Origin of the sequence: Amycolatopsis taiwanensis DSM 45107, assembly GCF_000519205.1 — a bacterium.
Taxonomy (GTDB): domain Bacteria; phylum Actinomycetota; class Actinomycetes; order Mycobacteriales; family Pseudonocardiaceae; genus Amycolatopsis_E; species Amycolatopsis_E taiwanensis.
Genome location: NZ_JAFB01000003.1, coordinates 354,144 through 374,964 on the forward strand (window position 1 = coordinate 354,144; position 20,821 = coordinate 374,964).

The 20,821-nt window shown below is 71.3% G+C and carries 20 protein-coding genes; 11 read left to right on the top strand and 9 right to left on the bottom strand.

Translation table 11 applies throughout. The features are described from left to right. Positions 1–4 precede the first annotated feature (4 nt). Positions 5–1,582, bottom strand: coding sequence for a hypothetical protein (locus A3CU_RS0101655; protein WP_027940790.1), 1,578 nt, complete (start codon positions 1,580–1,582; stop codon positions 5–7). Further along, entirely contained in the window at positions 1,485–3,536 is a 2,052-nt protein-coding gene (locus A3CU_RS43055) for a hypothetical protein (RefSeq protein WP_245616842.1), read from the bottom strand. The genes A3CU_RS0101655 and A3CU_RS43055 overlap by 98 nt, the downstream gene beginning before the upstream one ends. 133 nt (positions 3,537–3,669) lie before the next feature. On the opposite strand from A3CU_RS43055, the gene A3CU_RS0101665 reads away from it, so the two are divergent. After that, positions 3,670–4,608, top strand: a complete 939-nt coding sequence (locus A3CU_RS0101665; RefSeq protein ID WP_027940791.1) for a ribose-phosphate diphosphokinase — start codon at positions 3,670–3,672, stop codon at positions 4,606–4,608. 9 nt (positions 4,609–4,617) lie between these two features. Here the strand turns inward: A3CU_RS0101665 and A3CU_RS0101670 are convergent, their stop codons facing one another. Continuing rightward, on the bottom strand, positions 4,618–5,379 hold the full coding sequence (locus A3CU_RS0101670) for a CE1 family esterase (RefSeq protein ID WP_027940792.1): 762 nt from the start codon (positions 5,377–5,379) through the stop codon (positions 4,618–4,620). Positions 5,380–5,672: 293 nt separating this feature from the next. Here A3CU_RS0101670 and A3CU_RS43060 point away from each other — a divergent pair, with 293 nt between their 5' ends. The 10 genes from A3CU_RS43060 to A3CU_RS0101725 all read left to right on the top strand — a co-directional run bounded on the left by A3CU_RS43060 (position 5,673) and on the right by A3CU_RS0101725 (position 15,800). Continuing rightward, positions 5,673–7,118, top strand: coding sequence for a class I adenylate-forming enzyme family protein (locus A3CU_RS43060; protein WP_169739577.1), 1,446 nt, complete (start codon positions 5,673–5,675; stop codon positions 7,116–7,118). Then, positions 7,115–8,275 carry an acyltransferase gene (locus tag A3CU_RS0101680; RefSeq protein WP_027940793.1) on the top strand — a complete coding sequence of 387 codons (1,161 nt, stop codon included), beginning with the start codon at positions 7,115–7,117 and terminating at the stop codon, positions 8,273–8,275. The genes A3CU_RS43060 and A3CU_RS0101680 overlap by 4 nt, the downstream gene beginning before the upstream one ends. Further along, the gene (locus tag A3CU_RS0101685; protein WP_027940794.1) at positions 8,268–8,666 is read left to right on the top strand and encodes a VOC family protein; all 399 of its coding nucleotides are present in this window, start codon (positions 8,268–8,270) and stop codon (positions 8,664–8,666) included. The genes A3CU_RS0101680 and A3CU_RS0101685 overlap by 8 nt, the downstream gene beginning before the upstream one ends. A 57-nt stretch (positions 8,667–8,723) precedes the next feature. After that, a complete protein-coding gene (locus A3CU_RS0101690) occupies positions 8,724–9,350 on the top strand; it encodes an L-threonylcarbamoyladenylate synthase (RefSeq protein ID WP_027940795.1) in 627 nt (208 codons plus the stop codon). Positions 9,351–9,458: 108 nt separating this feature from the next. Then, the gene (locus A3CU_RS43065) at positions 9,459–12,224 is read left to right on the top strand and encodes an AfsR/SARP family transcriptional regulator (protein WP_043840470.1); all 2,766 of its coding nucleotides are present in this window, start codon (positions 9,459–9,461) and stop codon (positions 12,222–12,224) included. 46 nt (positions 12,225–12,270) lie between these two features. Beyond that, positions 12,271–12,579, top strand: a complete 309-nt coding sequence (locus A3CU_RS0101700) for a hypothetical protein (protein WP_027940796.1) — start codon at positions 12,271–12,273, stop codon at positions 12,577–12,579. After that, the gene (locus A3CU_RS52120) at positions 12,576–13,865 is read left to right on the top strand and encodes a hypothetical protein (RefSeq protein ID WP_027940797.1); all 1,290 of its coding nucleotides are present in this window, start codon (positions 12,576–12,578) and stop codon (positions 13,863–13,865) included. The genes A3CU_RS0101700 and A3CU_RS52120 overlap by 4 nt, the downstream gene beginning before the upstream one ends. Next, positions 13,858–14,613 (top strand): ESX secretion-associated protein EspG, encoded by a 756-nt coding sequence (locus A3CU_RS0101710; protein WP_027940798.1) that lies wholly within the window; start codon positions 13,858–13,860, stop codon positions 14,611–14,613. Before A3CU_RS52120 ends, A3CU_RS0101710 begins: the two co-directional genes overlap by 8 nt. Before the next feature lie 189 nt (positions 14,614–14,802). Beyond that, the gene (locus A3CU_RS43075; protein WP_052371361.1) at positions 14,803–15,252 is read left to right on the top strand and encodes a YbaB/EbfC family nucleoid-associated protein; all 450 of its coding nucleotides are present in this window, start codon (positions 14,803–14,805) and stop codon (positions 15,250–15,252) included. A 143-nt stretch (positions 15,253–15,395) separates the two neighbouring features. Beyond that, positions 15,396–15,800: a hypothetical protein gene (locus tag A3CU_RS0101725; RefSeq protein ID WP_027940799.1), complete on the top strand. Its 405-nt coding sequence runs from the start codon at positions 15,396–15,398 to the stop codon at positions 15,798–15,800. A 123-nt stretch (positions 15,801–15,923) separates the two neighbouring features. Here A3CU_RS0101725 and A3CU_RS43080 read toward each other — a convergent pair whose 3' ends face one another. The 6 genes from A3CU_RS43080 to A3CU_RS49595 all read right to left on the bottom strand — a co-directional run bounded on the left by A3CU_RS43080 (position 15,924) and on the right by A3CU_RS49595 (position 20,703). Then, positions 15,924–17,132 (bottom strand): sensor histidine kinase, encoded by a 1,209-nt coding sequence (locus A3CU_RS43080; protein WP_052371362.1) that lies wholly within the window; start codon positions 17,130–17,132, stop codon positions 15,924–15,926. After that, positions 17,129–17,794 carry a response regulator transcription factor gene (locus tag A3CU_RS0101735; RefSeq protein ID WP_027940800.1) on the bottom strand — a complete coding sequence of 222 codons (666 nt, stop codon included), beginning with the start codon at positions 17,792–17,794 and terminating at the stop codon, positions 17,129–17,131. The genes A3CU_RS43080 and A3CU_RS0101735 overlap by 4 nt, the downstream gene beginning before the upstream one ends. Then, on the bottom strand, positions 17,791–18,489 hold the full coding sequence (locus A3CU_RS0101740; protein ID WP_027940801.1) for an FAD:protein FMN transferase: 699 nt from the start codon (positions 18,487–18,489) through the stop codon (positions 17,791–17,793). The genes A3CU_RS0101735 and A3CU_RS0101740 overlap by 4 nt, the downstream gene beginning before the upstream one ends. After that, positions 18,489–18,902 (bottom strand): FMN-binding protein, encoded by a 414-nt coding sequence (locus A3CU_RS0101745; protein ID WP_027940802.1) that lies wholly within the window; start codon positions 18,900–18,902, stop codon positions 18,489–18,491. The genes A3CU_RS0101740 and A3CU_RS0101745 overlap by 1 nt, the downstream gene beginning before the upstream one ends. A 28-nt stretch (positions 18,903–18,930) precedes the next feature. Then, a complete protein-coding gene (locus tag A3CU_RS43085) occupies positions 18,931–20,259 on the bottom strand; it encodes a ferredoxin reductase family protein (RefSeq protein WP_211246307.1) in 1,329 nt (442 codons plus the stop codon). 84 nt (positions 20,260–20,343) lie between these two features. Continuing rightward, on the bottom strand, positions 20,344–20,703 hold the full coding sequence (locus A3CU_RS49595; protein ID WP_027940803.1) for a peptidase inhibitor family I36 protein: 360 nt from the start codon (positions 20,701–20,703) through the stop codon (positions 20,344–20,346). Between the last annotated feature and the right edge of the window lie 118 nt (positions 20,704–20,821).

Sequence of the window (20,821 nt, forward strand, 5' to 3'; positions counted from 1 at the left end):
GCGCTCACCGGTAGGCCCAGTGGCCCAACCAGAACTCGCGCCAGGCGACGGTCACCTCGCTCACACCGTCCACACCGGACTTCTCGACGCGCGCTCGCCACGCGTCTTCGAGCGCGGCGCACAACTTGGCCGCCGGGGCTTCCGCGCCGGGGCCGGAAAACCGCCGGAGCACCGCCTTGGGCACGGCGAGCTTCGCCTTCCCACGTACCACGGACTGCTCGGTCGCCCGGCAGATCAGGTAGTCGACCCCCGCCACCTCGCTCAGCGGCACGCCCGGGGAGTCCGGCACCTCCGGCACCACGTCCCCCAGCGCCTGGTACAGGCACCGCAGCGGCGCGGCCAGCCCGTCGTCCCGGCGCGCCACCTCCCAGGAAACCCACACCGCGAGGGACTCCGGCCCGGCGCCCGGCCGGGGGGCGAAGGCCGGCCCGGCGAAGGTCTGGTAGTCGCCGGCCGGATCGGACGCCCCCGGCTGGGCCTGCGGCCCGGCCTCCTCCGGCCGCAGGCCCAGGCGGCTGAACAGTTCCTGGAGCAGTCGGCGTGGTCGCGCCGGCGCGCCCTGCTCGTGAAGGAGCTTGCCGAGGATCCGGTTCAGCCGCTCCGTGCCCACCCCGGGTACCGACAGCAGCAGGTGGATGAAGGCCACGTCGGAAAGCGAAGTCTCGGCGCAGCCGATCACGCCGACCCGGGGATAGCGTTGCAGGAACGACACGATGGCCAGCGTCGACCCGGCGCGTGCCGGCCCGGCGCAGGTGATCGGCAGGCAGGTGCCGACCCGCTGACGGGGCCGGAGATCGCCGTTGTAGAGCGGGGAACGCGCGTCGTCGGCCGGGCAGACCTCGAACCAGTTTCCCGGCCGGTGGCCGGGGCGGGTGTCGGCGATCCACAACCCGAAGCCCTGTTTCTCGCACAGCTCACGGATCCGGTCGCCGAGCTCGAACCGCATCGTTGCGGAAACGTCCCGCAGGGCGATCGCGAACCGCACCGCCAGCGACCGCGGCGACGACGGGGTCTCCTTGCGCGTGGACAGGTCGTGGTTGCGAGTCTTGACGATCGTGGGCAGCTGCGCCGGGCACTGCACGGAAACCAGCGGCGCCCCGGCCACGGCGACCGCGGCCTCGGCGATCTCCTTCACCACGTCGCGGACGGCCAGGCCATGCCACTCCCCCACCTCGCGCGCGGCCGGGTCGATCGCGACCAGCCCCTCGAACGTCTCCGCCGACTCGTAGATGAACGTCGGGTTGGGCCACGCCGTCTGCCCGAAGATCCAGCCGTCGGCGCCGGGTTGCGGCGGCTCGGCCCGCTGCTGCCCGTCGTGGGGCCCGACGGCCTCCGCGTCGTCGGCCCGCTTGCGGGTGCGCGTGCCGATCGCGACCCCGACCCCGGCCGCCGATGAGCACAGCGTCTCGAGGAAAGCCATGGTCTCCTCGCCGCCACCGGCGAGGTCGCGGAGGTAGCCGGGGCGGTCCCGCACGTGGTGGACCTCAAAGTCCACTTTGGTCACCGGCTGGCGGGCGATTTCGAAGCCGGCCCTGGCCAGATCGGCGAGGGTGCGGATCGAGGGGCGCGGGTTGAGCGACATCACCACTCCCGGACGAGTCGAATCGGACGTTCGCATCCACCGGGCGCCAGCGTTCCGCGCCATCGGCCACGGCCCAGCGCGGCAGCCCGATTCGGGACAGGGGGACGGCGGACGGGTGCCACGAGCGCTGTCCCAGCAACAGTAGCGCCGCCAGCACCGGGAGCCCGACCGCGAGGGTCAGGGACACCTGCACCACCTCGCCCGGGCTCTTCGTGGCGATGGTGGCGGCCAGCGCCGCAGCGGCCACGACGCTCAGCTGGCCCAGCGTGCGGGGCAGGGTGGCGAGGTAGCCGACCACGGTGCGGTGCGGCGGCAACGACAGGCGCGAGTAGAGGAAGCCCGGCACCAGCAGCAACATGGTGATCACCGACTGGCCGTCGCCGACGTCGCCGAGCGCCTCGGTGGCCGCCCGGCCGTAGGGCCAGGGGCTGCCGGCCAGCAGCCAGCCGAGCGCGAAGGAGACCGCGCCGACCGCCAGCGCGTAGAGCATCACGCTGAACGGCCTGGACTGCGTGGAGTCCTTGAGCACCAGCCCGGCGCGTACCCGGATCTGCTCGCCACCCCGGTGGCTGCCGCCGGAGTGTCGCCAGTGTGCGCGGCCCTCGTTGTCGGTGATGCTGTTGTCCAGCACCAGGTCGTGGGCGAACTGGAGGTCGGTCAGTTCCTTCGCCGCTTCGCGGAGGTTGGCGGCGTCGAACTGCGGATGCCGCAGCAGCGAGTTGTCGACGTTGGTCTCCGTCCGCACCGCCTCGCCCGTCGTCACGGCGGCGGCCAGGCGATGGCAGGCGGGCATCGCCCGCTCCGGCAGCCGGCGACCGGACCGGCCGGCCTCCCACTTCCGGCGGCGCAGCAGGTCGGCCAGCTTTCGCACCGTGGTTTGCGCCTGCAGTTCCAGGATCTTGTGCCATGCGCCGCCACTGTCCCGAGACTGGGCGGCCCCGGTGCGTTCGGCGAGCGCCCCCAAGTCCGCGACGAGGGAGTCCACCAGCTCCCGGTCGGCGTCGGTGGACAGGTACATGTGGGACACCCCGGCTTCCGGCGAAGTGCTGGCCACCAGGTGATAGGACTTGACCGTGGCCGGGATCGTGGTCTCGTAGCTGACGAAGTAACCGCGGCGGCCGGCCAGCAGCCGCTGCCACTGCTCCTTCAAGGGCGGCGCCTTCGCCTCAACGTACAGCGGCGTCTCGTAGGTGAGCAGGTGCTCGTCGACCGCCGCGTCGAGCAGCACCACCAGCAGGTAGTCGTTGACGGCGATATCGAGCAGTTGCGCGTATTCGGCCAGCAGCTCCGCATGGGTGTCGAGAATGTTCAGCGCCATGGCGCGGCACTGGCTGCCGTAACCGGAAACGGTGCCTTCCGCGGGCGGGAGCGAGAAGTTCTCCGCCGGCTGATTCCGCTCGGTCAGCAACGTCATCAGCGCCTGCTGGACCAGCCAGCGCGGCTCGTGCACCCGGAACAGGAACGTGTTCAGCTCGTTCTTCGCCGACTGGGCGTGCTCGTCACCGGCGAGGATGCCGCGCAGCAACCGGTACAGGCCAGACGCGATCAGCCGGGACGCCTCGTGCTGGGTGAGCCGCGGAAGCTTGCGGCCGCCGCTGTCGAACACGTCCACCGGCGTGACGTAGCGGCGGGGCAGCCGGGCCAGCGGCACCCACAGCTGGTGCGTCCCACGGGCGCCGGCACGCTCGCCGTGCTCGCGGCCGATGAGGTCTTGCAGCGCCGCGGTGGCCTGCCGCTGGCCCTCGTCGAGCAGCCGGAGACTGACGTCGATCTCGGTGGTACGGCGGGCGGTGCCGTGTTCGACCACGGTGAGCCGTTCGGTCAGCCGGCGCACGTGGTTGAGCCGCAACGACGTGTCGAGCAGCGCGAGGCCGACTGCCGCGCCCTGCTGGGAAAGGCGGGGCGGGGCACCGGGAATCGGTATCGTCTCGATCGCATGCCGGAGGCTGTCCATCCCATTCACAACTGTGTGACGCACCCGGATAGCGCTGAGCAACGGCCGTCGCCGAAGTATGCGGGAAATGCGGCCAAATGGCCTAACGTGGTGGCCCGGCTGGCATTCGCACGGCTGCGATAGGGTTCGAGGCGTGCGGGACATCACAGTCTTCAGCGGGCAGGCGCACCCGGAACTGGCGGCCGAAATCTGCGAACAGCTCGGGGTCGAATTGCACCCGGTACGCCTGGAGCGATTCGCCAACGACTGCCTGGAGGTGCAGTTGCAGGCGAACTGCCGGGAGCGCGACGTGTTCCTGATCCAGCCGATCGTGGCGCCCGTGCAGGAACATCTCGTCGAGTTGCTGCTCATGCTGGACGCCGCGCGGGGCGCGTCGGCGGCGCGGACCACGGTGGTGCTGCCCCATTACGCGTATGCGCGGTCGGACAAGAAGGACGCGCCGCGGATCTCGATCGGCGGGCGCCTGGTCGCCGACCTGATGGCGACGGCAGGCGCCGACCGGGTCCTCACGATGACCCTGCACTCGCCGCAGGTGCACGGGTTCTTCAGCGTCCCGGTGGACCACCTGCACGCGCTGCGGGAACTCGCCGAGTACTTCCGGCAGTACGACCTGACCGCCACGACGGTCGTCTCGCCGGATCTGGGCAACGCGAAGGAGGCCGCGCATTTCGCCCGGCTGCTCGGGGTGCCCGTGGCGGCCGGGGCCAAGGAACGCTTCACCGACGACCGGGTCACCATCAGCTCGGTGATCGGCGAGGTCGCCGGCCGCGACGTGATCGTGCTCGACGACGAGATCGCCAAGGGCAGCACCGTGATCGAACTGCTGGAACGCCTGCGAGAGCTGGGCGCGCGGTCGGTTCGGGTCGCCTGCACGCACGGCCTGTTCGCCGCCGGCGCGCTCAAGCGCATCGGCGACCAGCCCGACGTCGCGGAGATCGTCTGCACCAACACGGTCCCGGTGCACGACCAGCACCCGAAGCTGACCGTGCTGTCGATCGCTCCCGCCCTGGCGGAGGCCATGCGGCGGATCCACAACGGCGAGTCGGTCAGCGCCCTGTTCGACACACAGTAGAGGTTCGCGTCAGGCCGCGTGCGCGGTGAAGAAGTTCCACATCACCGTGGCGGCCGCCGCGCCTGCGCCGACGGAAACGGTGAACGGCGCCTGGCTCGGTTTCGCCACGGGCCAGGGGTGCCCGATGCCGGCGTAAAGCGCGGAAGCGACCGCCGAACCGCCGCGGCACCGCGTCCACGTGGTCATCGTGAGCGGTCCGGCATGGGTCGTCGTGGCGTCCGGGCCGCAACCGTCACGACTGCGCCACCACGCGACGGCGTTCGTGACCGAGCCCTCGCTGTGCATGATCGAGTCGTTCGCCCCCGCGCCGATGAACACGCGCACGGGCGGCCCGCCCGGACATTCGGTGGGCGGCAGCGCACCGTAGGTGGCGAACGCGGCGAACAGCGCGGGATGCCCGCACACCTCCTCGAACGCCAGCCGGCCACCGTTGCTGTACCCCACCAGGTACACCCGTTTCGGGTCGCTGTGGAAGAACTGGGACGCATCGGCGACGACCTTGGCCACGAAGCCGAGGTCGTCCACGCCCGTGGCGCTCGCCTTGCCACAGCAGCCGTGCCCGTCGTTCCACGAATTGGCCGTCCCTTGTGGATAGACGAGGTCGGCCATGCCGCGCTGCGCGTAGGTCAGGAATCCTGTTCGCTTGGATTCCTGCGACGCGGTGACTTCCCTTCCGTGCAATACCACCAGCAGCGGCAATCCGGCATCATGGGACGGACCGATCGCAAGGTAGGTGCGCGGCATTCCGCCGAGGGTCACGGTGCGCTCCACGCTTCCTCCCGCGGACAGGGTTGCCCGAGAGGGTGGCGGAACCGGGTGAGCCGGCGCGGACCCGGCGCCGGAACACGCCACGACCGCAAAAAGGGGCAACAACATCAGCAACCCGATCCGCCCCACTGAACACCTCGACATGGGGACAAGTCTGCCTTGCGCGCCCGGCAAAACACGACAGGGTGATGATTGGGGTTTTCATCGTTCTCTCAGGTCGCTTTCATAAAGCTGCCAGCACGTTCCCATAAAAGCTCAGCAGACTCGGTGCAGTGTTGGAAAACAACCGTTTGCCCGTGAAGTCGCCATTGTCCCGGTTGCTGTCCACGCGGGCGGATGAGCGCCCGGAAACAGTCGCGTTCCGCGACGCCACGGACGGCCGCGCACTCACCTGGCGGGCGGTGGCCGCGCAGGCCGGGCACTGGCGGCGACTGGTCCACACCGGCGAGATCGCGCCGCAGTCCCGGGTGGGCCTGGTGATCGGCGGACCGCTCGAGTTCACCGCCGCGTACCTGGGCTGCGTGTCCGCCGGCCTGACCGCCGCGCCGATCGACCCGCGCCTGGCCCCCACCGAACTGTCCGCGATGCTGGCGAGGCTTCGCGTCGACGTGGTCGCGACCGACGATCCCGAGAACGCGCGGAGCGAGCTGTCCGCGTGGCAGGTCGGACTCGACGACCCGAAACAATTGTGGTCCACCGCCGCGCGGCCGAGCGATGGTGCCGCGCTGCGGCCGGCGGTACTGCTCACCAGTTCCGGGACCACGGGCCGCCCGAAAGGCATCCCGCTGTCCGAAGCGCAACTGCTGCATGCGGCCGGCCGGGTGGCCCGCCACCACGAGTTCTCCCCGGCCGAAACCGGCTACACGCCGCTGCCGCTGTTCCACGTCAACGCCCAGGTGATGGGCCTGCTGGCCACCGTGGTCAGCGGCGCCTCCCTGGTCATCGACCGGCGTTTCGACGCGGACGAGTACTGGGCGCGCGTCGCCGAGTGGCGGCCCACCTGGCTCAACGCGGTCCCGGCGATCCTCGCCTCCCTCGCCGGCCGGCCCGCACCGGAGGTGCCCGGCATCCGGTTCGCGCGGTCCGCGTCGGCGCCGTTGCCGCCCACCACGTCGCTGCGCTTCACCGAGCGGACCGGCATCGGCGTCCTCGAGACGTACGGCATGTCCGAGGCGGCCGGGCAAATCACCGCCAACCCGCTCGATCCCGCGCGGCGCCGCGTCGGGTCGGTCGGCCGGCCCGTCGAGGTCGACCTCGAAATCGCCGAGGACGGCGAGGTGCTGCTCCGCGGCGACCAAGTCGTCAGCCACTACCTGGAGCTCGACGAGAACGGGCCGGAACGCACTCGCCCGGCACGCACCGCTTCGGGCTGGCTGCGCACGGGCGACGTCGGTTCCCTCGACGACGGAGGCTTCCTGTGCCTGGCCGGGCGCGTGGACGACGTGATCAACCGGGGCGGCGAGAAGATCTACCCGCAGGAGATCGAAAACGTGCTGCTCGCGCACCCGGACGTGGCGGCGGTCGCGGTGGTCGGCGCACCGCACGACCGGCTCGGGCAGGTGCCGGCCGCCTTCGTGACCGCGCGGGGCGGCGCCGCCGACGGGCTGACGGAGTCGCTGCGCGCCTGGTGCGCCGACCGGCTCACCCGCTACAAGCGGCCGTCCGTGATCGAGGTGACCGACGCCCTGCCCGTCGGCCCCACCGGCAAGATCCTGCGCCGGGTGCTGGCGGAAGCGCTGTGAGCGCCCGGGCCGGGATCTCGCACACCGGCGAGCACCTGCACTACGTCGACCTGGTCCGCGTGTTGACGGTCGGGCTGGTCATCGGGCTGCACGTGCTGGCCCTCGCGCCGGTCCCGCCGACCGTCGGCCTCGGCGCGCTGATCATCGTCTTCCACGTCAGCCGCGAGGTGTTCTTCCTGCTCACCGCGTTCGTCCTGACCTACGGCACGAGCCGGCGCAAACCGCACTGGCCGTCGTTCTGGCGCAAGCGCTACCTGTTCGTGGTCGTGCCGTACCTGACCTGGACCCTGCTGTACTTCTTCGCCGACGGTCCTCCGTTCAAAGTGGACGTTCTCGGCCAGCAGCTGCTCACCGGCACCGCCCGCTACCACCTGTACTTCCTGCTCGTCTCGATGCAGATCTACCTGGTTTTCCCGCTGATCCGCGCGCTGCTGCGGGCGACGGTGCGGTACCACGGGTGGCTGCTGGCCGGCGGCGCCGCCTTCCAGTTGCTGTTCTCCCTGGCCGTGCAACAGGACTGGCCGGCCGGGGTGCTCACCGGGTGGCTGCACTTCCCGGACGCGCTGTTGCCCAGCTACCTCGGCTACGTCCTGGCCGGCGCGATCGCGGGCTGGCACCGGGAGGAACTGATCGCGTGGACCCGGGCACATGCCCGGGTGGTGTTCGCGGGGTGCGCGGGTGCGATCGCCCTCGGCGTCGGCGGCTACCTGGCTCAGGTGTTCCTTGCCGGCCAGACGCCGCTGGCGGCCAGCATGGTGTGGCAGCCGGCCGTGGCGGTGGAAAGCGTCGCGATCGCCTGGGCGTTCCTCGCGCTCGGCCTGCGCTGGCAGGACCGCGGCCGGCCCGCACACCGGCCGATCGTGTCCACTTCGGACGCTTCGTTCGGGATCTACCTGATCCATCCCCTCGTCCTGCAGGGCGCGCTGCTCGGCGCCGGCGCGACCGGCCTCGTCGACGCCGCGCAGGCCGCACCGACCGCGCTGGTCCTGCTCTTCCTGGTGGCCGTGGCGCTGCCGGCGATCTACCTGGTCTCCGGACTGGTCACGGCCGTCGTCCGGCGCACCCCGGCCAGCCTCGCGCTGAGCGGCCGGGCCCGGCGCCGGGCTGTTCCTGTCCACACAAAGCCCAGCCCGGCAAGGAGAACCGTGAATGCGTGACCAGCTTGACGCCTGCCACATCGCGATCCCCGCGCGGGATCTCGACGAAGCCGTCGAGTTCTACGTGTTCGGGCTCGGCGCGAAGCTTGCCCGCCGATACGGCGACCGGGTCACCTTCGACTTCTTCGGCGACCAACTCGTCTGCCACCTCTGCGACGAGGTGCCGGACGAGGCGGTGGCCTATCCCCGCCATTTCGGGGTGAGCTTCGCGCGGGCGGACGACTTCGACCGCCTGGTGCGGCTGGTCGAGACGCGCAAGCTCCGCACGCTGTCCGGGCCGTCGGTGCGGTTCGAGGGCACCGCGGAGCAACACCGCACGATCTTCCTCGCCGATCCGTCCAACAACGTCCTCGAGTTCAAGAACTACGACGACCCGCGGCTGCAGTTCTGAGGGTCAGGCCGCGTTGCGAGTTCGGCCGATGCGTACTGCAGCCGCTACATTCGTCCCATGGCGAAGTATTTCGACGTGCATCCGGACAACCCGCAGCGCCGCGCGATCGGCCAGGTCGTCGAGGTCATCCGGGGTGGTGGCCTGATCGCCTACCCCACCGACTCCTGCTTCGCGCTGGGGTGCGGGCTCGACAACGCCGGCGGCATCGCGCGAATGCGGTCGATCCGGCGGCTCGACGACCGGCACCACTTCACCCTGATGTGCCGGGATTTCGCGCAGCTGGGGCAGTTCGCCTACCTCGGCAACACGGTGTTCCGCGCGATCAAGGCGGCGACGCCGGGCAGTTACACGTTCATCCTGCCGGCCACCAAGGAGGTGCCGCGGCGCCTGCTGCACCCGAAGAAGAAGACCGTTGGCGTGCGCATTCCCGACCATGTGGTCACCCGCGCCCTGCTGGACGAGCTCGGCGAACCGCTGCTGTCGACCACCCTGCTGCTGCCCGGCGAGGAGGAGCCGCTCACCCAGGGCTGGGAGATCAAGGAGGAGCTGGATCACGCCGTGGACGCGGTGATCGACGGCGAGTGCGGCACCGACCCGACCACCGTGGTCGACTTTTCCAGCGACGAGCCCGAAATCCTGCGCCGTGGAGCCGGCGACACCGACCGGTTCGAGGCGGTCGGCTGAAAAAAAGTTCCACCAAGGTGCACTTGGGCCGGAAACCGGGAGCCGAGGAGGATGAAACCGCGTCCGAGTGGGGGTCATAGCCCCTCTGGTACACGGTGGGAGTACCCGGTGGAATTCCGGATTCTGGGGCCGCTGGAGGTGATCTCGGCCGGCGGTCCGGTCGAGCTCGGTGGCCCCAAGCCGCGGGCGGCCCTGGCACTGCTGCTGGCGCATGCCGGCACCGTGGTGCCCGTGGAACGGCTGATCACCGCGATGTGGCCGGAGCGCGCGCCGTCCTCGGCCGCCAAGAACCTCCAGACCTACGTCTGGTCCCTGCGCCGCGCACTGGCTCAGGCCGACGGCGACCCGCGGATCGTCGCGCGAGCAGGCGGGTACCTGATCGCGCCGGACCCGGGCGAACTGGACCTGGCGGTGTTCACCTCCCTGGCCGTCCAGGGCCACCAGTTGCTGGGCACCGATCCGGCGGCCGCCGCGGCGAAACTGCGGTGTGCGCTGGAAATGTGGCGTGGGCCGGCACTGACGGACCTGCGCGTGCCCGAGCTGGAAATCGAAGCCGGCCGCCTCGCCGAGCAGTACCAGACGGTGTTGGAGGACCGGTTCGAGGCCGAGCTCGCGCTGGGCCGTGACGCGGAACTGGTGCCCGAGCTGTCCGCGGCGGTGGCCGAGCACCCGGCGCGGGAACGCCTGCGCGGCCTGCTGATGCTGGCGCTCTACCGGTGCGGGCGGCAGGCCGACGCGCTCGCCACGTTCCTCGCGGCGCGGGAGTACCTGGTCGAGGAGCTCGGCGTGGAACCCGGCCGCGAACTCCAGCTGCTGCACCGCAGGATCCTGGCCGCGGACCCGGAGCTGGACCCCGGCGCGGCGTCCCGGCGCGGCCCGGTTCCGGCGGAGCTCCCGCACGACATCGCGGGGTTCGCCGGCCGGAAGGCGGAACTGGCGCGCCTGCGCGAGCTGACCCGGGACACCAACATCGTCGTGATCGAGGGTGTGGGCGGGGTGGGCAAGACCGCCCTGGCGGTCCGGTTCGCGCACCGGATCGCCGCCGAATTCGCCGACGGGCAGCTGTCGGTGAACCTGCGCGGCTTCGACCCCGCCCAGCCGCCGATCGCCCCCGAAGAAGCACTGCGGTCGCTGCTGCGCGGGCTCGGCGTCGACCCCCGCGCCATGCCACCCGGCCTGCCCGACCTGGCCGGTCTGCTGCGCAGCCAGCTGTCCGGCCGGCAGGTGCTGATCCTGCTGGACAACGCGGCGAGCGCGGAGCAGGTGCGCCCCCTGCTGCCCGGCGAACCCCGCTGCCTGGTCGTGGTGACCAGCCGGCACCGGCTCGGCGGCCTGGTGACCAGGGAGGGCGCCCGCCGGCTCACCCTGGATGTGCTGGGCGAGGCGGAATCGGCCGAGGTGCTCGCGCACGTGGTGGGCGCGGAACGGGTCCGGGCCGAGCCACGCGCCACCACTGAGATCGCGCGGCTGTGCAACGGCCTGCCGCTCGCGTTGCGGATCGCCGCGGACCGCGCGGGCATGGTGCCCGGGGCGCCGCTGTCCGGTCTCGCCGGCCGGCTCGCCGCCGAGCGTGAACGCCTCGACCTGCTCTGCGTTCCCGGCGACGAAACGACCGCGGTCCGGTCGGCGTTCGCGCTGTCGTACCGCGCGCTCGGCACCGAGGAAGCGCGGCTGTTCCGCCTGCTGTCCCTGCATCCCGGCGGGGAAATCAGCGAGTCCGCGGCCGCTGCCCTTGGCGGGCTGCCGGTGCCCGCGGCGCGGCGCCTGCTGGACGCGCTCGCCGGGGCGCACCTGGTGGAATACGCGGCGCTGGACCGGATCCGTTTCCACGACCTGATCCGGTTACATGCCCGGGAACTCACGCTCGCGCAAGACCCCGGCGCCGACCGCCTCGCCGCGCGCCGGCGGGTTGCCGAATGGTACCTGCACACGGTGCACGCCGCCGGGCGCGTGCTGCTGCCCAGCCGGATCCGCCCGGAGCTGGCCCCGCCACCCGGCGGCACGCCACTTCCCTTACCTACCAAGGAGGAAGCGCTTTCCTGGTTCGACCTGGAGGAGACCAACCTGGCCACGCTGATCCGGGAAACCGTCGACGAACTGCCCTTCCTGGCGTGGCAGGTGCCCTTGGCCGCGTGGGATTTCTACTACCTGCGAAGACCGTGGGCACCGGACCTGCCGGAGCTGCACCGGCTCGGCCTGCGGGCCGCCCGGGAGGTGGGCGACAAGCGGGGCCAGGCATGGGTGCTGACCAGCATGGGCTTTCTGCCGTGGGCGCTGCGGCATCCGGACCAGGCGATCCAGCACCTGGCCGACGCCGTCGAGTTGTGGGAGGCCGACGGGCTCTCCCGCGGGCTCGGCGCGGCCTTCATCGCCCTGGGCATCTGCCACCGCGCCCAGCGCCGGTTCGCCGAGGCGAACGGCTACTGCGAGCGGGCGGTCGAAATCTTCCACGCCCTGGGCGACCACCACGGCGAGGGATTCGCGCTCACCGGGGTCGGCGCGGGTTTCCTCGGGCAGAAGCGGTACGCGGAAGCGGTCCCGCACCTGGAACGGGCGCTGGAGATCTTCCAGCGCCACGACGAACCATGGGGGCAGGCGATCGCCCTGATCGACGCCGGCAACGCCCACCGAAACCTCGGTCGCACCCGGGAGGCGCTGGACTATCTCGGACGTGCCCTCGAGCTGCACCGCGCCATCGGGGACCGCAAGCGGCAGGCGGTCGTGTTGCGGCTGCTCGGTGAAACCCACGCGCAGGCAGGCGAAACGGAGCGGGCGCGCGCCCGGTTCACCGAGGCGCTACGGGCGTATGAGGAGATCGCCGACCCGCACGCGGAATCCGTACGCGACCTGCTCGCCGCGATCGACGCTCGTTGACCTGCGTTTATACCGAGTTTGGAGCATCACGGCCCATTGTTGGTCCATGGCCGAGCAGTTCCAGTTCGATCCGGCGCCCGTCGACCGGGCCATCGCGCGGCTGAACAAGCTTCTCGAGCAGGTCACCCGCGACGCGCAGCGCGTTGGCCAACTGGGGCATGTGACGCGCCCGGGCGACGCGCCCGACACCTTGGCATTCCACGGCAAGCTGACCTCGTCGATGAGCCGGCTGGCCGATCAGCACCACGCCTTCGCCCAGGCCGTCGAGGCACAGATCGAACGGCTCCAGCTGGTCAAACAGCAGTACACGAAGACCGACCAGTCCGCCGCGGCGCAACTCGGGGGGTACCGGTGACCTCGTCCGAATGGATCAACGAAGCGCTCACCACGGCCGTGCAGACCGCGCAGGGCATCATCTTCGCCGACGGCTCCCGCCCGGCCGGCACCGATCCCGCGCAGATCTACGCGTGGTTCCACAATGGACCGGGCACCGGGTCTTACAGCACCGCGAGCACGAACCTCGCCGCCCTGGCCGCGGCCTACCCGGACTACACCGAACAGCTCAAGGCGGCCCGCCGCGAGATCTCCGACGGCTGGCACGGCCCGGCCGCCGAGTCGGCGATCACCTCCTTCGAACCGGCGCTGAAGGCCGCCGACAAGCTGACTCACCACGCGAGCACCGCGAACAGGGCGTTGACCGACCAGATCACCTCCTTCGCCGACACGAAGAACCGGGTGATCAGCGTGGCGGCCCAGCCACCCAAGGGGCCGGGGATGAACCAGTTCGTCAACCCGCTCGCCCTGGACAACTACACGGCCGACGCGGCGGTGGCCGCCTACCAGATCGGCACGCACAACAACCAGGACGCCTACGGCGCCTACCAGGGCCAGACCACCCACCACGCGTCGACGCTGCCGCAGGACGGCGCGGACTCCACCAAGACGGACCAGAACAACCAACAGCAGAACGATCAGCAACAACAGAACGATCAGCAACAACAGAACGACCAGCAGCGACAGAACCAGCCGCCGCACGACAAGCAACCGCCAAAGCAACCGCCCGACGACCAGCAACCGCCCACCGGGCAGCAACCCGCACCCACGCCGCATCCGCCGCCCGAGCCGCCAACCGTGCCGGGCCAGACCGGCCCCATTCCCGGCCGGCCGTCCACACCGGACCAGACCACCAGCTCGAGCGGCTTCGAGCCGCCACGGCCGATTCCCGTGTCGGAGGCGGGTTCGCCGCTGGGCGGCCCGGGCGGCTCCGGTCCGGGGCTCGGCTCCCCGAGTGGCGGTTCCGGCGGTTTCGCGAGCATCTCACCGGGGCAAGGATCCGGCGCATGGGGCTCTGCGGCGCCGGGCGCCGGGTCGGCATCGGGCCGGCTCGGCGCGGCCGGCGGGACGGGTTCGGGACCGGGCGCCGCCCGTGGCGCGGCCGGGGGTGCGGCGGGCCGCACCACCGCCGGATCGCCCGGGATGCCCGGCCTGGGCGGCCAGGGCCGGGGCCGCGACGACGAGGAACACCGGGGCCGCGGACTGGTCACGCAGGACTGGGAGAACGAGCTGATCGGCAACCTCCCCCCGCACGTTCCCTCGGTCATCGAATGCGGGCCGGACGGCTACTCCGACGACGATGACTAACGCGGCCGAAGTCTTCCCGATTGCGCTCCCGGAACTGACGTTCGTGGTGCTGTGGGAGAAGCAGGGGCTCGGCGACCTGCCGCCCGCCCTGTTCGTTCCCTCGCCCGGCGCGACCGGCCGGCAGCGGGCGGAGGTGGAACGGGCCGCCGCCCTGGAACTGGTGCGGCACGGCATCGGCTACGGCGGCGTGGCGGACGAGCGGGTGGGACGTGCGCTGAAAGTGCTCGCCGCACCCGCGACGGAATACTACGGATGGCTCGTCCCGCCCGGCGGGGACACGATCGGTTTCGTGGCCGCCTCCGACGGCCGCGAGTCGCTGTTCGCCAAGTTGTCCGGCGGTTTCGTGCACCTGATGCCCGCCGGCCCGCAGGGCCTGGCCGGGGCACTGTGCCGCGAGTTGCCGCTCGAAGCCGGTGCGCCGGCGGCGCCGGTGACCCTCCCCCGCACCGCGCCGCGCCTGGCCGAGCTGATCTCACCACCGCTGGGCACGCGCGCCCAGTTCTTCGTCGCCGTGCGGGACCGGGCCGGACACCGCCGCCGCTGCGAGCATCCCGTCGACTACGCCCAGACCCGGCACGGCAACCTGATCTTCCACGCCCTGGACGGCCGGGACCGCGTCACCGTCGTGCCCGCGAGCGTGGATGCCCTGGCCACCGCGCTCGACCAGACCTGTCTGCGGCTGCGGCCCGCCCGTACGGACCGGGCCAGGCGCCTGCGCGAAGAACGTGACCAAACCAGCAACACCTGACCCGCAAAAGGACTGATTCGTGATGACACCCCTCGTGCCAAGTCGCGGCAATCACGGTGACCACCGAGCGCGCGCCTTTGTCCCGCTGTCGAGGCGGCGGGGCGCCGTCCTCGAGGAAGTGACTCGATTCCGGATGGAGCGCCCCGTCGACACGATCGCGGTCGCGCGCAAACTCACGGAGGAGCAAGCATGACCGATCCCTTCGCCGAAAAGAACGCCGAACTGCTGCGTCACGCCGACGATGTCGCGGAAAAGGCCAGGCGCTACCAGGAAATGCGGGCCGGCCTGGCCACGGTCGCGGTGACCGAGTCCTCGCCCGACGGGGCGGTCACGGTGACCGTGGACGCGAGCGGCCTGCTGACCGGCCTGCGCATCGAAGACCGCGGCGCGCCCCAGCCCGGCCGGCAGGTCGCGGCCACCGTGCTGGCCACCCTGCGCCGGGCGCAATCCCGGCTGCCGCAACTGGCCGCCGAGGTCATGCGGTCCATTGAGGACGATCCCGCGGCCGTCGACGAGGCCCTCGCCGGCTACCGCGACCGCTTCCCCGAACCGCCGCCCGCGGACGTCGTCACTTCGCCCGCGCCGTCACCGGCCATGAATGCTCGCGCCGACAACGGCGCATGGGGCGCCCGGAGATAGCCCAGCCCCAAGTCCATCTTCGAGGTAGCGTGCTCCGGTCCTTTGCCGACGGTATCGGAAACCGGTCAGTTCGCCGCGGCTCTTGAAACATGACTTCGTCCATTCCGCACGCGCGCACTCCATTCCTGTGCTTGGATCACTCGATGGCGACTTGGCGCAATCTCGTGACCTTCATCAGGCGAGAGTACGAAGTGACCCGGGATGAACCGGACGAAATCCGAATCGAGATCCGGTTCGGCGACGAGGAAGGCATCCACCGAACCCAGACGGTGGTCATCGCCCGGGAAGTCCTCGACGGCCGGGAGGAGTGGGTCCAGATCGCCTCGCCGTTCGCCCGGGTCGACCAGGTCGACCTGGCGAAAGTGCTGGCGGAGATCGGCAGCACCACCGTCGTCGGCGGGGCCGTCATCATGGGGCCCTACCTGGTGCTCCGGCACTCCCTGCCGCTGATCAACCTCGACATCAACGAGTTCGTCGACCCGCTGGAACTGGTCGGCCTGACGGCCGAGGACCTCGAAGAAATGTTCACCGGTCGCGACGACTACTGACCCGCCGGCGCCCAAGGCCTTCGCCGCCGTCGAGGCCCTCGACTCCCGCGGCCATGTCCTCGGCCGCTCCGAACCGGTCCCGGCGCTCGACGAGGAGCCCAAGGCGTCTTGGGCCACGGTGACTCAACGCGGCAGGAGCAGGCGCAGGATCGCGCCCCCACCGTCCGCGTTGCGGGCCGAGACGGAGCCGCCATGGCGGGCGGCGATGTCGCTGACCAGGGACAGGCCCAGCCCGTAGCGCCGGCGCTGCCCGGGCGCCTGCTCGGCCGGACCGGACGCGAACCGCCGGAACATGGTCGGCATGATCGCCGGGTCGAGGCCGGGCCCGTCGTCGACGAAGTCCACCCTGGCCTGACGGCCGAGCGGCCCGACGACCACCCGCAGGGTCGCGCGCGCGTGCCGGATCCCGTTGTCCAGCAAGGCGTTCACCGCGCGGCGCAGGCCGGCCTCGTAGCCGGAGACCTGGATCGGCTCGCTGTCGACCACCAGCGCTACGCCGTGTTCGGCCGCGGCGGGTTCGGCGGCGGCGACCGCCTGGCGCACCAGTTCGGCCAGATCCACCGGCTGGCGCGGCACCTCCTGCCGTGGGTCGGCCGCCAGCAGCAGGTCTTCCAGGATTTCGGTCAGCTGCGCGGCGTCCTGTACCAGGTCGTCGGCGTCGGAGGAGAGCGCGACGGGGTCACCGCCTTGGCGGGCGCGCCGGCGCAACAGCTGCGCGCGGGTGCTCAGCAGGGTAAGCGGGGTCCGCAGTTCGTGGCCGGCGTCGGCGACGAACCGGCGCTGGATGGCCAGCGCCTCGGCGAGCGGGGTGACCGCCCGGCGGCCCAGCCACACCCCGACGACGCCGGCCAGCACCAGGCCGCCGAGGCTGGTGATCATCAGGTCCCGCAGCAGCCGGTCGCGTTCCTGGTGCGCGGAGCGCAGATCCAGGATCGCCTGCACGACGTAGTCGTCCCGCCATTGGGTCAGGACGGCGTACTCGTGCGGTCCCGCCCGGACCTCCTCCGCGACGCGGGTCATCCCGTCGGTCGCGGTGGCCGCCAGATCCGGTTCGTACGGGAGCCCGAGCGGCATTCCCGGGGTCGCCGCGCGGTGCGAACCGCGCTGCATCACCAGCCACATCCCGGCGGGTGGGTCGTTGACGTCGTCGACCCGCGCCAGTGTCGTGGTGAGCAGATCCTCCTGCTGCTTGTGCTGGCTGCTCAACACGACCAGGACGGCGACCCCGCACAGCAGCGCGACCGCGACGGCGACCACGAGGGCGGACTGGATCCCCATCCGCAGCGCGGTCCTGCGAATCAGCCGGTCGTCGCCGGACGAGGGGCGGCTCACGGCGTCCGGCCCAGCTGGTAGCCGCGCCCCCGCACCGTGTCGATGATCTTCCGGCCCAGCTTGCGACGAAGGTAGTGCACGTAGGTGTCCACGACGACGTCGCTTTCCGCGTCGTCGAAGACGAGCCCGAGCAACTGGCTCCGCGAGAGTATCTGCCGCGGCCGGGTCGCGAGCGCCGCCAGCAGGGCACATTCCCGCTCGGACAGCCGGACCGGCTCGGCCGTGTCGCACACCACCTGCCGGGTGTCCAGGTCGAGGCGCCCGCCGGGCAGGGGCAGCGAGCGCGCCACGTCCAGGTGCCGCCGGCGCAGGGCGCGCAGCCGGGCCAGCAGTTCGTCGATGTCGAACGGCTTGGGCAGGTAGTCCTCCGCGCCCGCGTCGAGCCCCGCCACCCGGTCGGCGGGGTTGCCCAGCGCGGACAGCACCAGCGTCGGGGTCACCACGCCGCGTTGCCGCAGGCGTGCCAGCAGGTCCAGGCCGTCGATCGCGGGCAGGCCGCGATCCAGCACGAGCACGTCGTAGTCGCGGGTGAGGCCCAGGTGGAGGCCGCGCTGCCCGTCGGCGGCCGGGTCGACGGTGTAGCCCTCCTCCGTCAGCAGGGAAGTGAGCATCTCGAGCAGCTGTGGGTCGTCCTCGACGACCAGCACGCGCGGCGCGTTCACAAGGTGATTGTCCCCGCGGTGGAAAACACCTTGCGGTCGGCATCGACAGCGAACACCGTGCAGCCGGGCCGGGCGGCGGCCCACTCGATGCCTTCGGCGCCCATCGCGAACGCGGCCGTCGAGGTCGCGTCCGCGATGGTCAGGTCGTCCGCGATCACCGTCAGGCTGACCAGCTCGCCTGCCGGGCGGCCGGTGCGGCCGTCGATGATGTGCGCGCCCCGCTCGTAGCTGCCGGAGGTCGCGACCGCCCGGTCCCGGATCGCGAACACCGCGCACACCTCGTGGGGCAGGTCGGGGTGGCGGATGCCGACCGACCACGGCCGCCCCGGCTCCGGTTCACCCGCCGCGACCACGTCCCCGCCCGCGTTGAGGCAGAAGTCGCGGATTCCTTCGGCGCGCAACAACTCCGCCGCGCGCTGCACCGCCCAGCCCTTGACCACACCGCACGGGTCGAGCGGCCGGCCGGGCAGCCGCGCGCGGAAGGCGCCACCGGAGTCGCGTTCGAACTCGGCGCACAGGTCGAGGATCTCGATCAGTTCCGGGCTCGCCTCGCCGCCGCAGACCTCGCTGCCGGGGCGGAACGGGCTGAACCTGCGGTCCGCCTCGCGCAGCCAGGCGAAAGCCGCGTCGCCGGGTTCGCCGTGCGGGGTGTGCAGGGAGACGGGCAAGCCCATGATGTGCTCGACACGTCGCATCAGTTGCCCTTCGCGTCGATGGCCGCCTGCAGCGACTGGGCGTAGGCCTCGCTGGTCGCGGTCGCCCCGGAAACGGTGTCGAGGTGGGCGCTCTGTGCTTGCAGGGCCTCCTGGCGCAGGGTGGGGGCCGCCCGCTGGGCGATCCGCTGGCTGTGCCGGTCCGACGGAGTGGTGATCATCTGCACGTCGGTGAGGCGGCCGCCGGAGAAGGTGGCGCGCACCTGGTACGGCCCGTAGTCGCTGTCCACCACGGGACCGTCGACCGTCTTGTCACCGCCGGGGCCGGTCGAAACCTGGGGCGGCGCGGCGGCCACGGGCGCAGCGGCCTGGACGGACGACGGACCGGGGTGGTACCGCAACAACGGGATCAGCCCGGCGAACAAGAGGAACAGCACGACCACGGTCTTGCGCACGAGTCTCTCCTTAGCTGTTCGGAGCCGTTCAGGAGGCGAAGGCGAAACGCTCCGAGTGGAGCTGTTTTTCGGGGACGCCGAGCCGGACGAGGGTGCCTTTTACCGCGTTGGTCATCCCGGGTGGCCCGCACACGAAGACGTCACGGCGCCGCACATCCGGCACCATGCCCGCGATGTGGTGCGGCCCCATGACGGGCCCGTACCGGCCGACGGCGGTGGGCGGGCCGAGCACCACGTGCAGGCGCGCCCCGCACCAGCGGGCCAGCTGGTGCAGTTCGTTGGCCAGCACGGCGTCCTGCCGCCGGTTCGCGCGGTAGATCACCACGATGTCGTCGCGGGCCCAGGCGAACTCCTCCAGCAGGGCGCGAATCGGTGTCACGCCGACGCCACCGGCGATCAGCAACACGTGGCGGCCGGTGCGCTTGTCCGAGGTGAAGGCACCGTACGGTCCTTCGGCCAGCACCCGGGTGCCCGGCGGGATCCGTTGCAACCACGCGCTTCCGTCCCCGAGCGCCTTCACGGTTATCCGCAGGTACTTCCCGTCGGGCATGGCGGAAAGCGAGTACGGGTGGGCCTCCCACCAGCGGTCGCGGGTGAGGAACCGCCAGAGGAAGAACTGCCCGGCGCGCGCGGGCAGGCGTTCCAGGTGCCGGCCGCCGATCCACACCGTGACCACGTCCCGGCTTTCCCGCACCACCGACACCACCCGCAACTGGTGCCGCAGGTTGCGCAGCACCGGGACGCCCACCCTGGACAGGGCGACCGCGGTGAGGGCGGCGCCGTAGAGCGTCCACCAGTAGGCCTGGCCGACCGGCGAACCGGTGAAGTCCTGACCGGTGGTGACCTGGTGGAAGAACGCGAGCACGATCGCGCCGTAGCCGAACAGGTGCACGAAATGCCAGGTCTCGTAGCGGATCCGGCGGCGCATCGCGCGGGCCGAGGTGAGGCCGAGCGCGATGAGCAGGCTGATGGCGATGGTCGCCTTCCCCACGTCCTCCGTGTGGAACACGAGCGTGTCCAGCTCCGGAACCACGGAGGTGCCGTCCTGTGCGGAGTAGCCGAGCGTGATGAACACGACGTGCGCGACGACGAGCCACACCACCCAGAAGCCGCTCCACCGGTGCCAGGCGGTAAGCCGGTCCATCCCGAGGCGGGACTCGAGCCACGGCAGCCGCGCGATCAGCACGAACTGGAGGACGAGGGCGAGCGCGCCGTACAGCCCGGTGAGCCTGCCGAGGCCCATCAGCAGGCCACCGGGGGCAGCCAGCTCGGTCAGACCGTTACCGAGCACGAACAGATCGGTCGCCCAGGCTCCGTTGAGCGCGAGGAGGGCGAACAACCACCAGGTCACGGTCACGGATCAAGTGTGGGCTGACTTTCTGGGTGAAGTCTTGGAGCCGCCGGAGGGCCCTCGGCCGGCTCCCCGCCCCACCGGCGGCGGTCAGCCAGGCAGCGGGGTCAGCCGGTAGGACGCCGCGGAGATGTCCGGCAGTTCGGTGAAGACGGTGCCGATCGAGGTGGTGCACTGGGTGTCGGAGTACAGCGTGAGTGCCGCGCCGTCACCGAAACCGCGCGCGGCGGACCGCGCCACGGGAAGGCCGAGATCGCTCACCGGATGGCAGCCGGTGTCGGACGAAACGGTAACCCGCGTGCCGGTGAATCCGGCACCGGAGAACAGGCAGTAGCCGCTCTGCTGGCAGTGGGGGCTGACGTCGGCGAGAGCCGCCGGGGCGGCGAGCGCGCTGCCCGCGAGCGCCAGTGCCGCCACCGCGCCGGCTATCCCGATCTGTCGAGTACGCATGGTTCCTCCCAGTTTTGCGGACGACCTCGGCAGCGGCCGCTCCGACATCGTTACCTTCCCGGCGCCGCCCCGTCCTGGCAAGGCCTCGCGATCAAAAGGGCCCAACAAGAGCATTGAC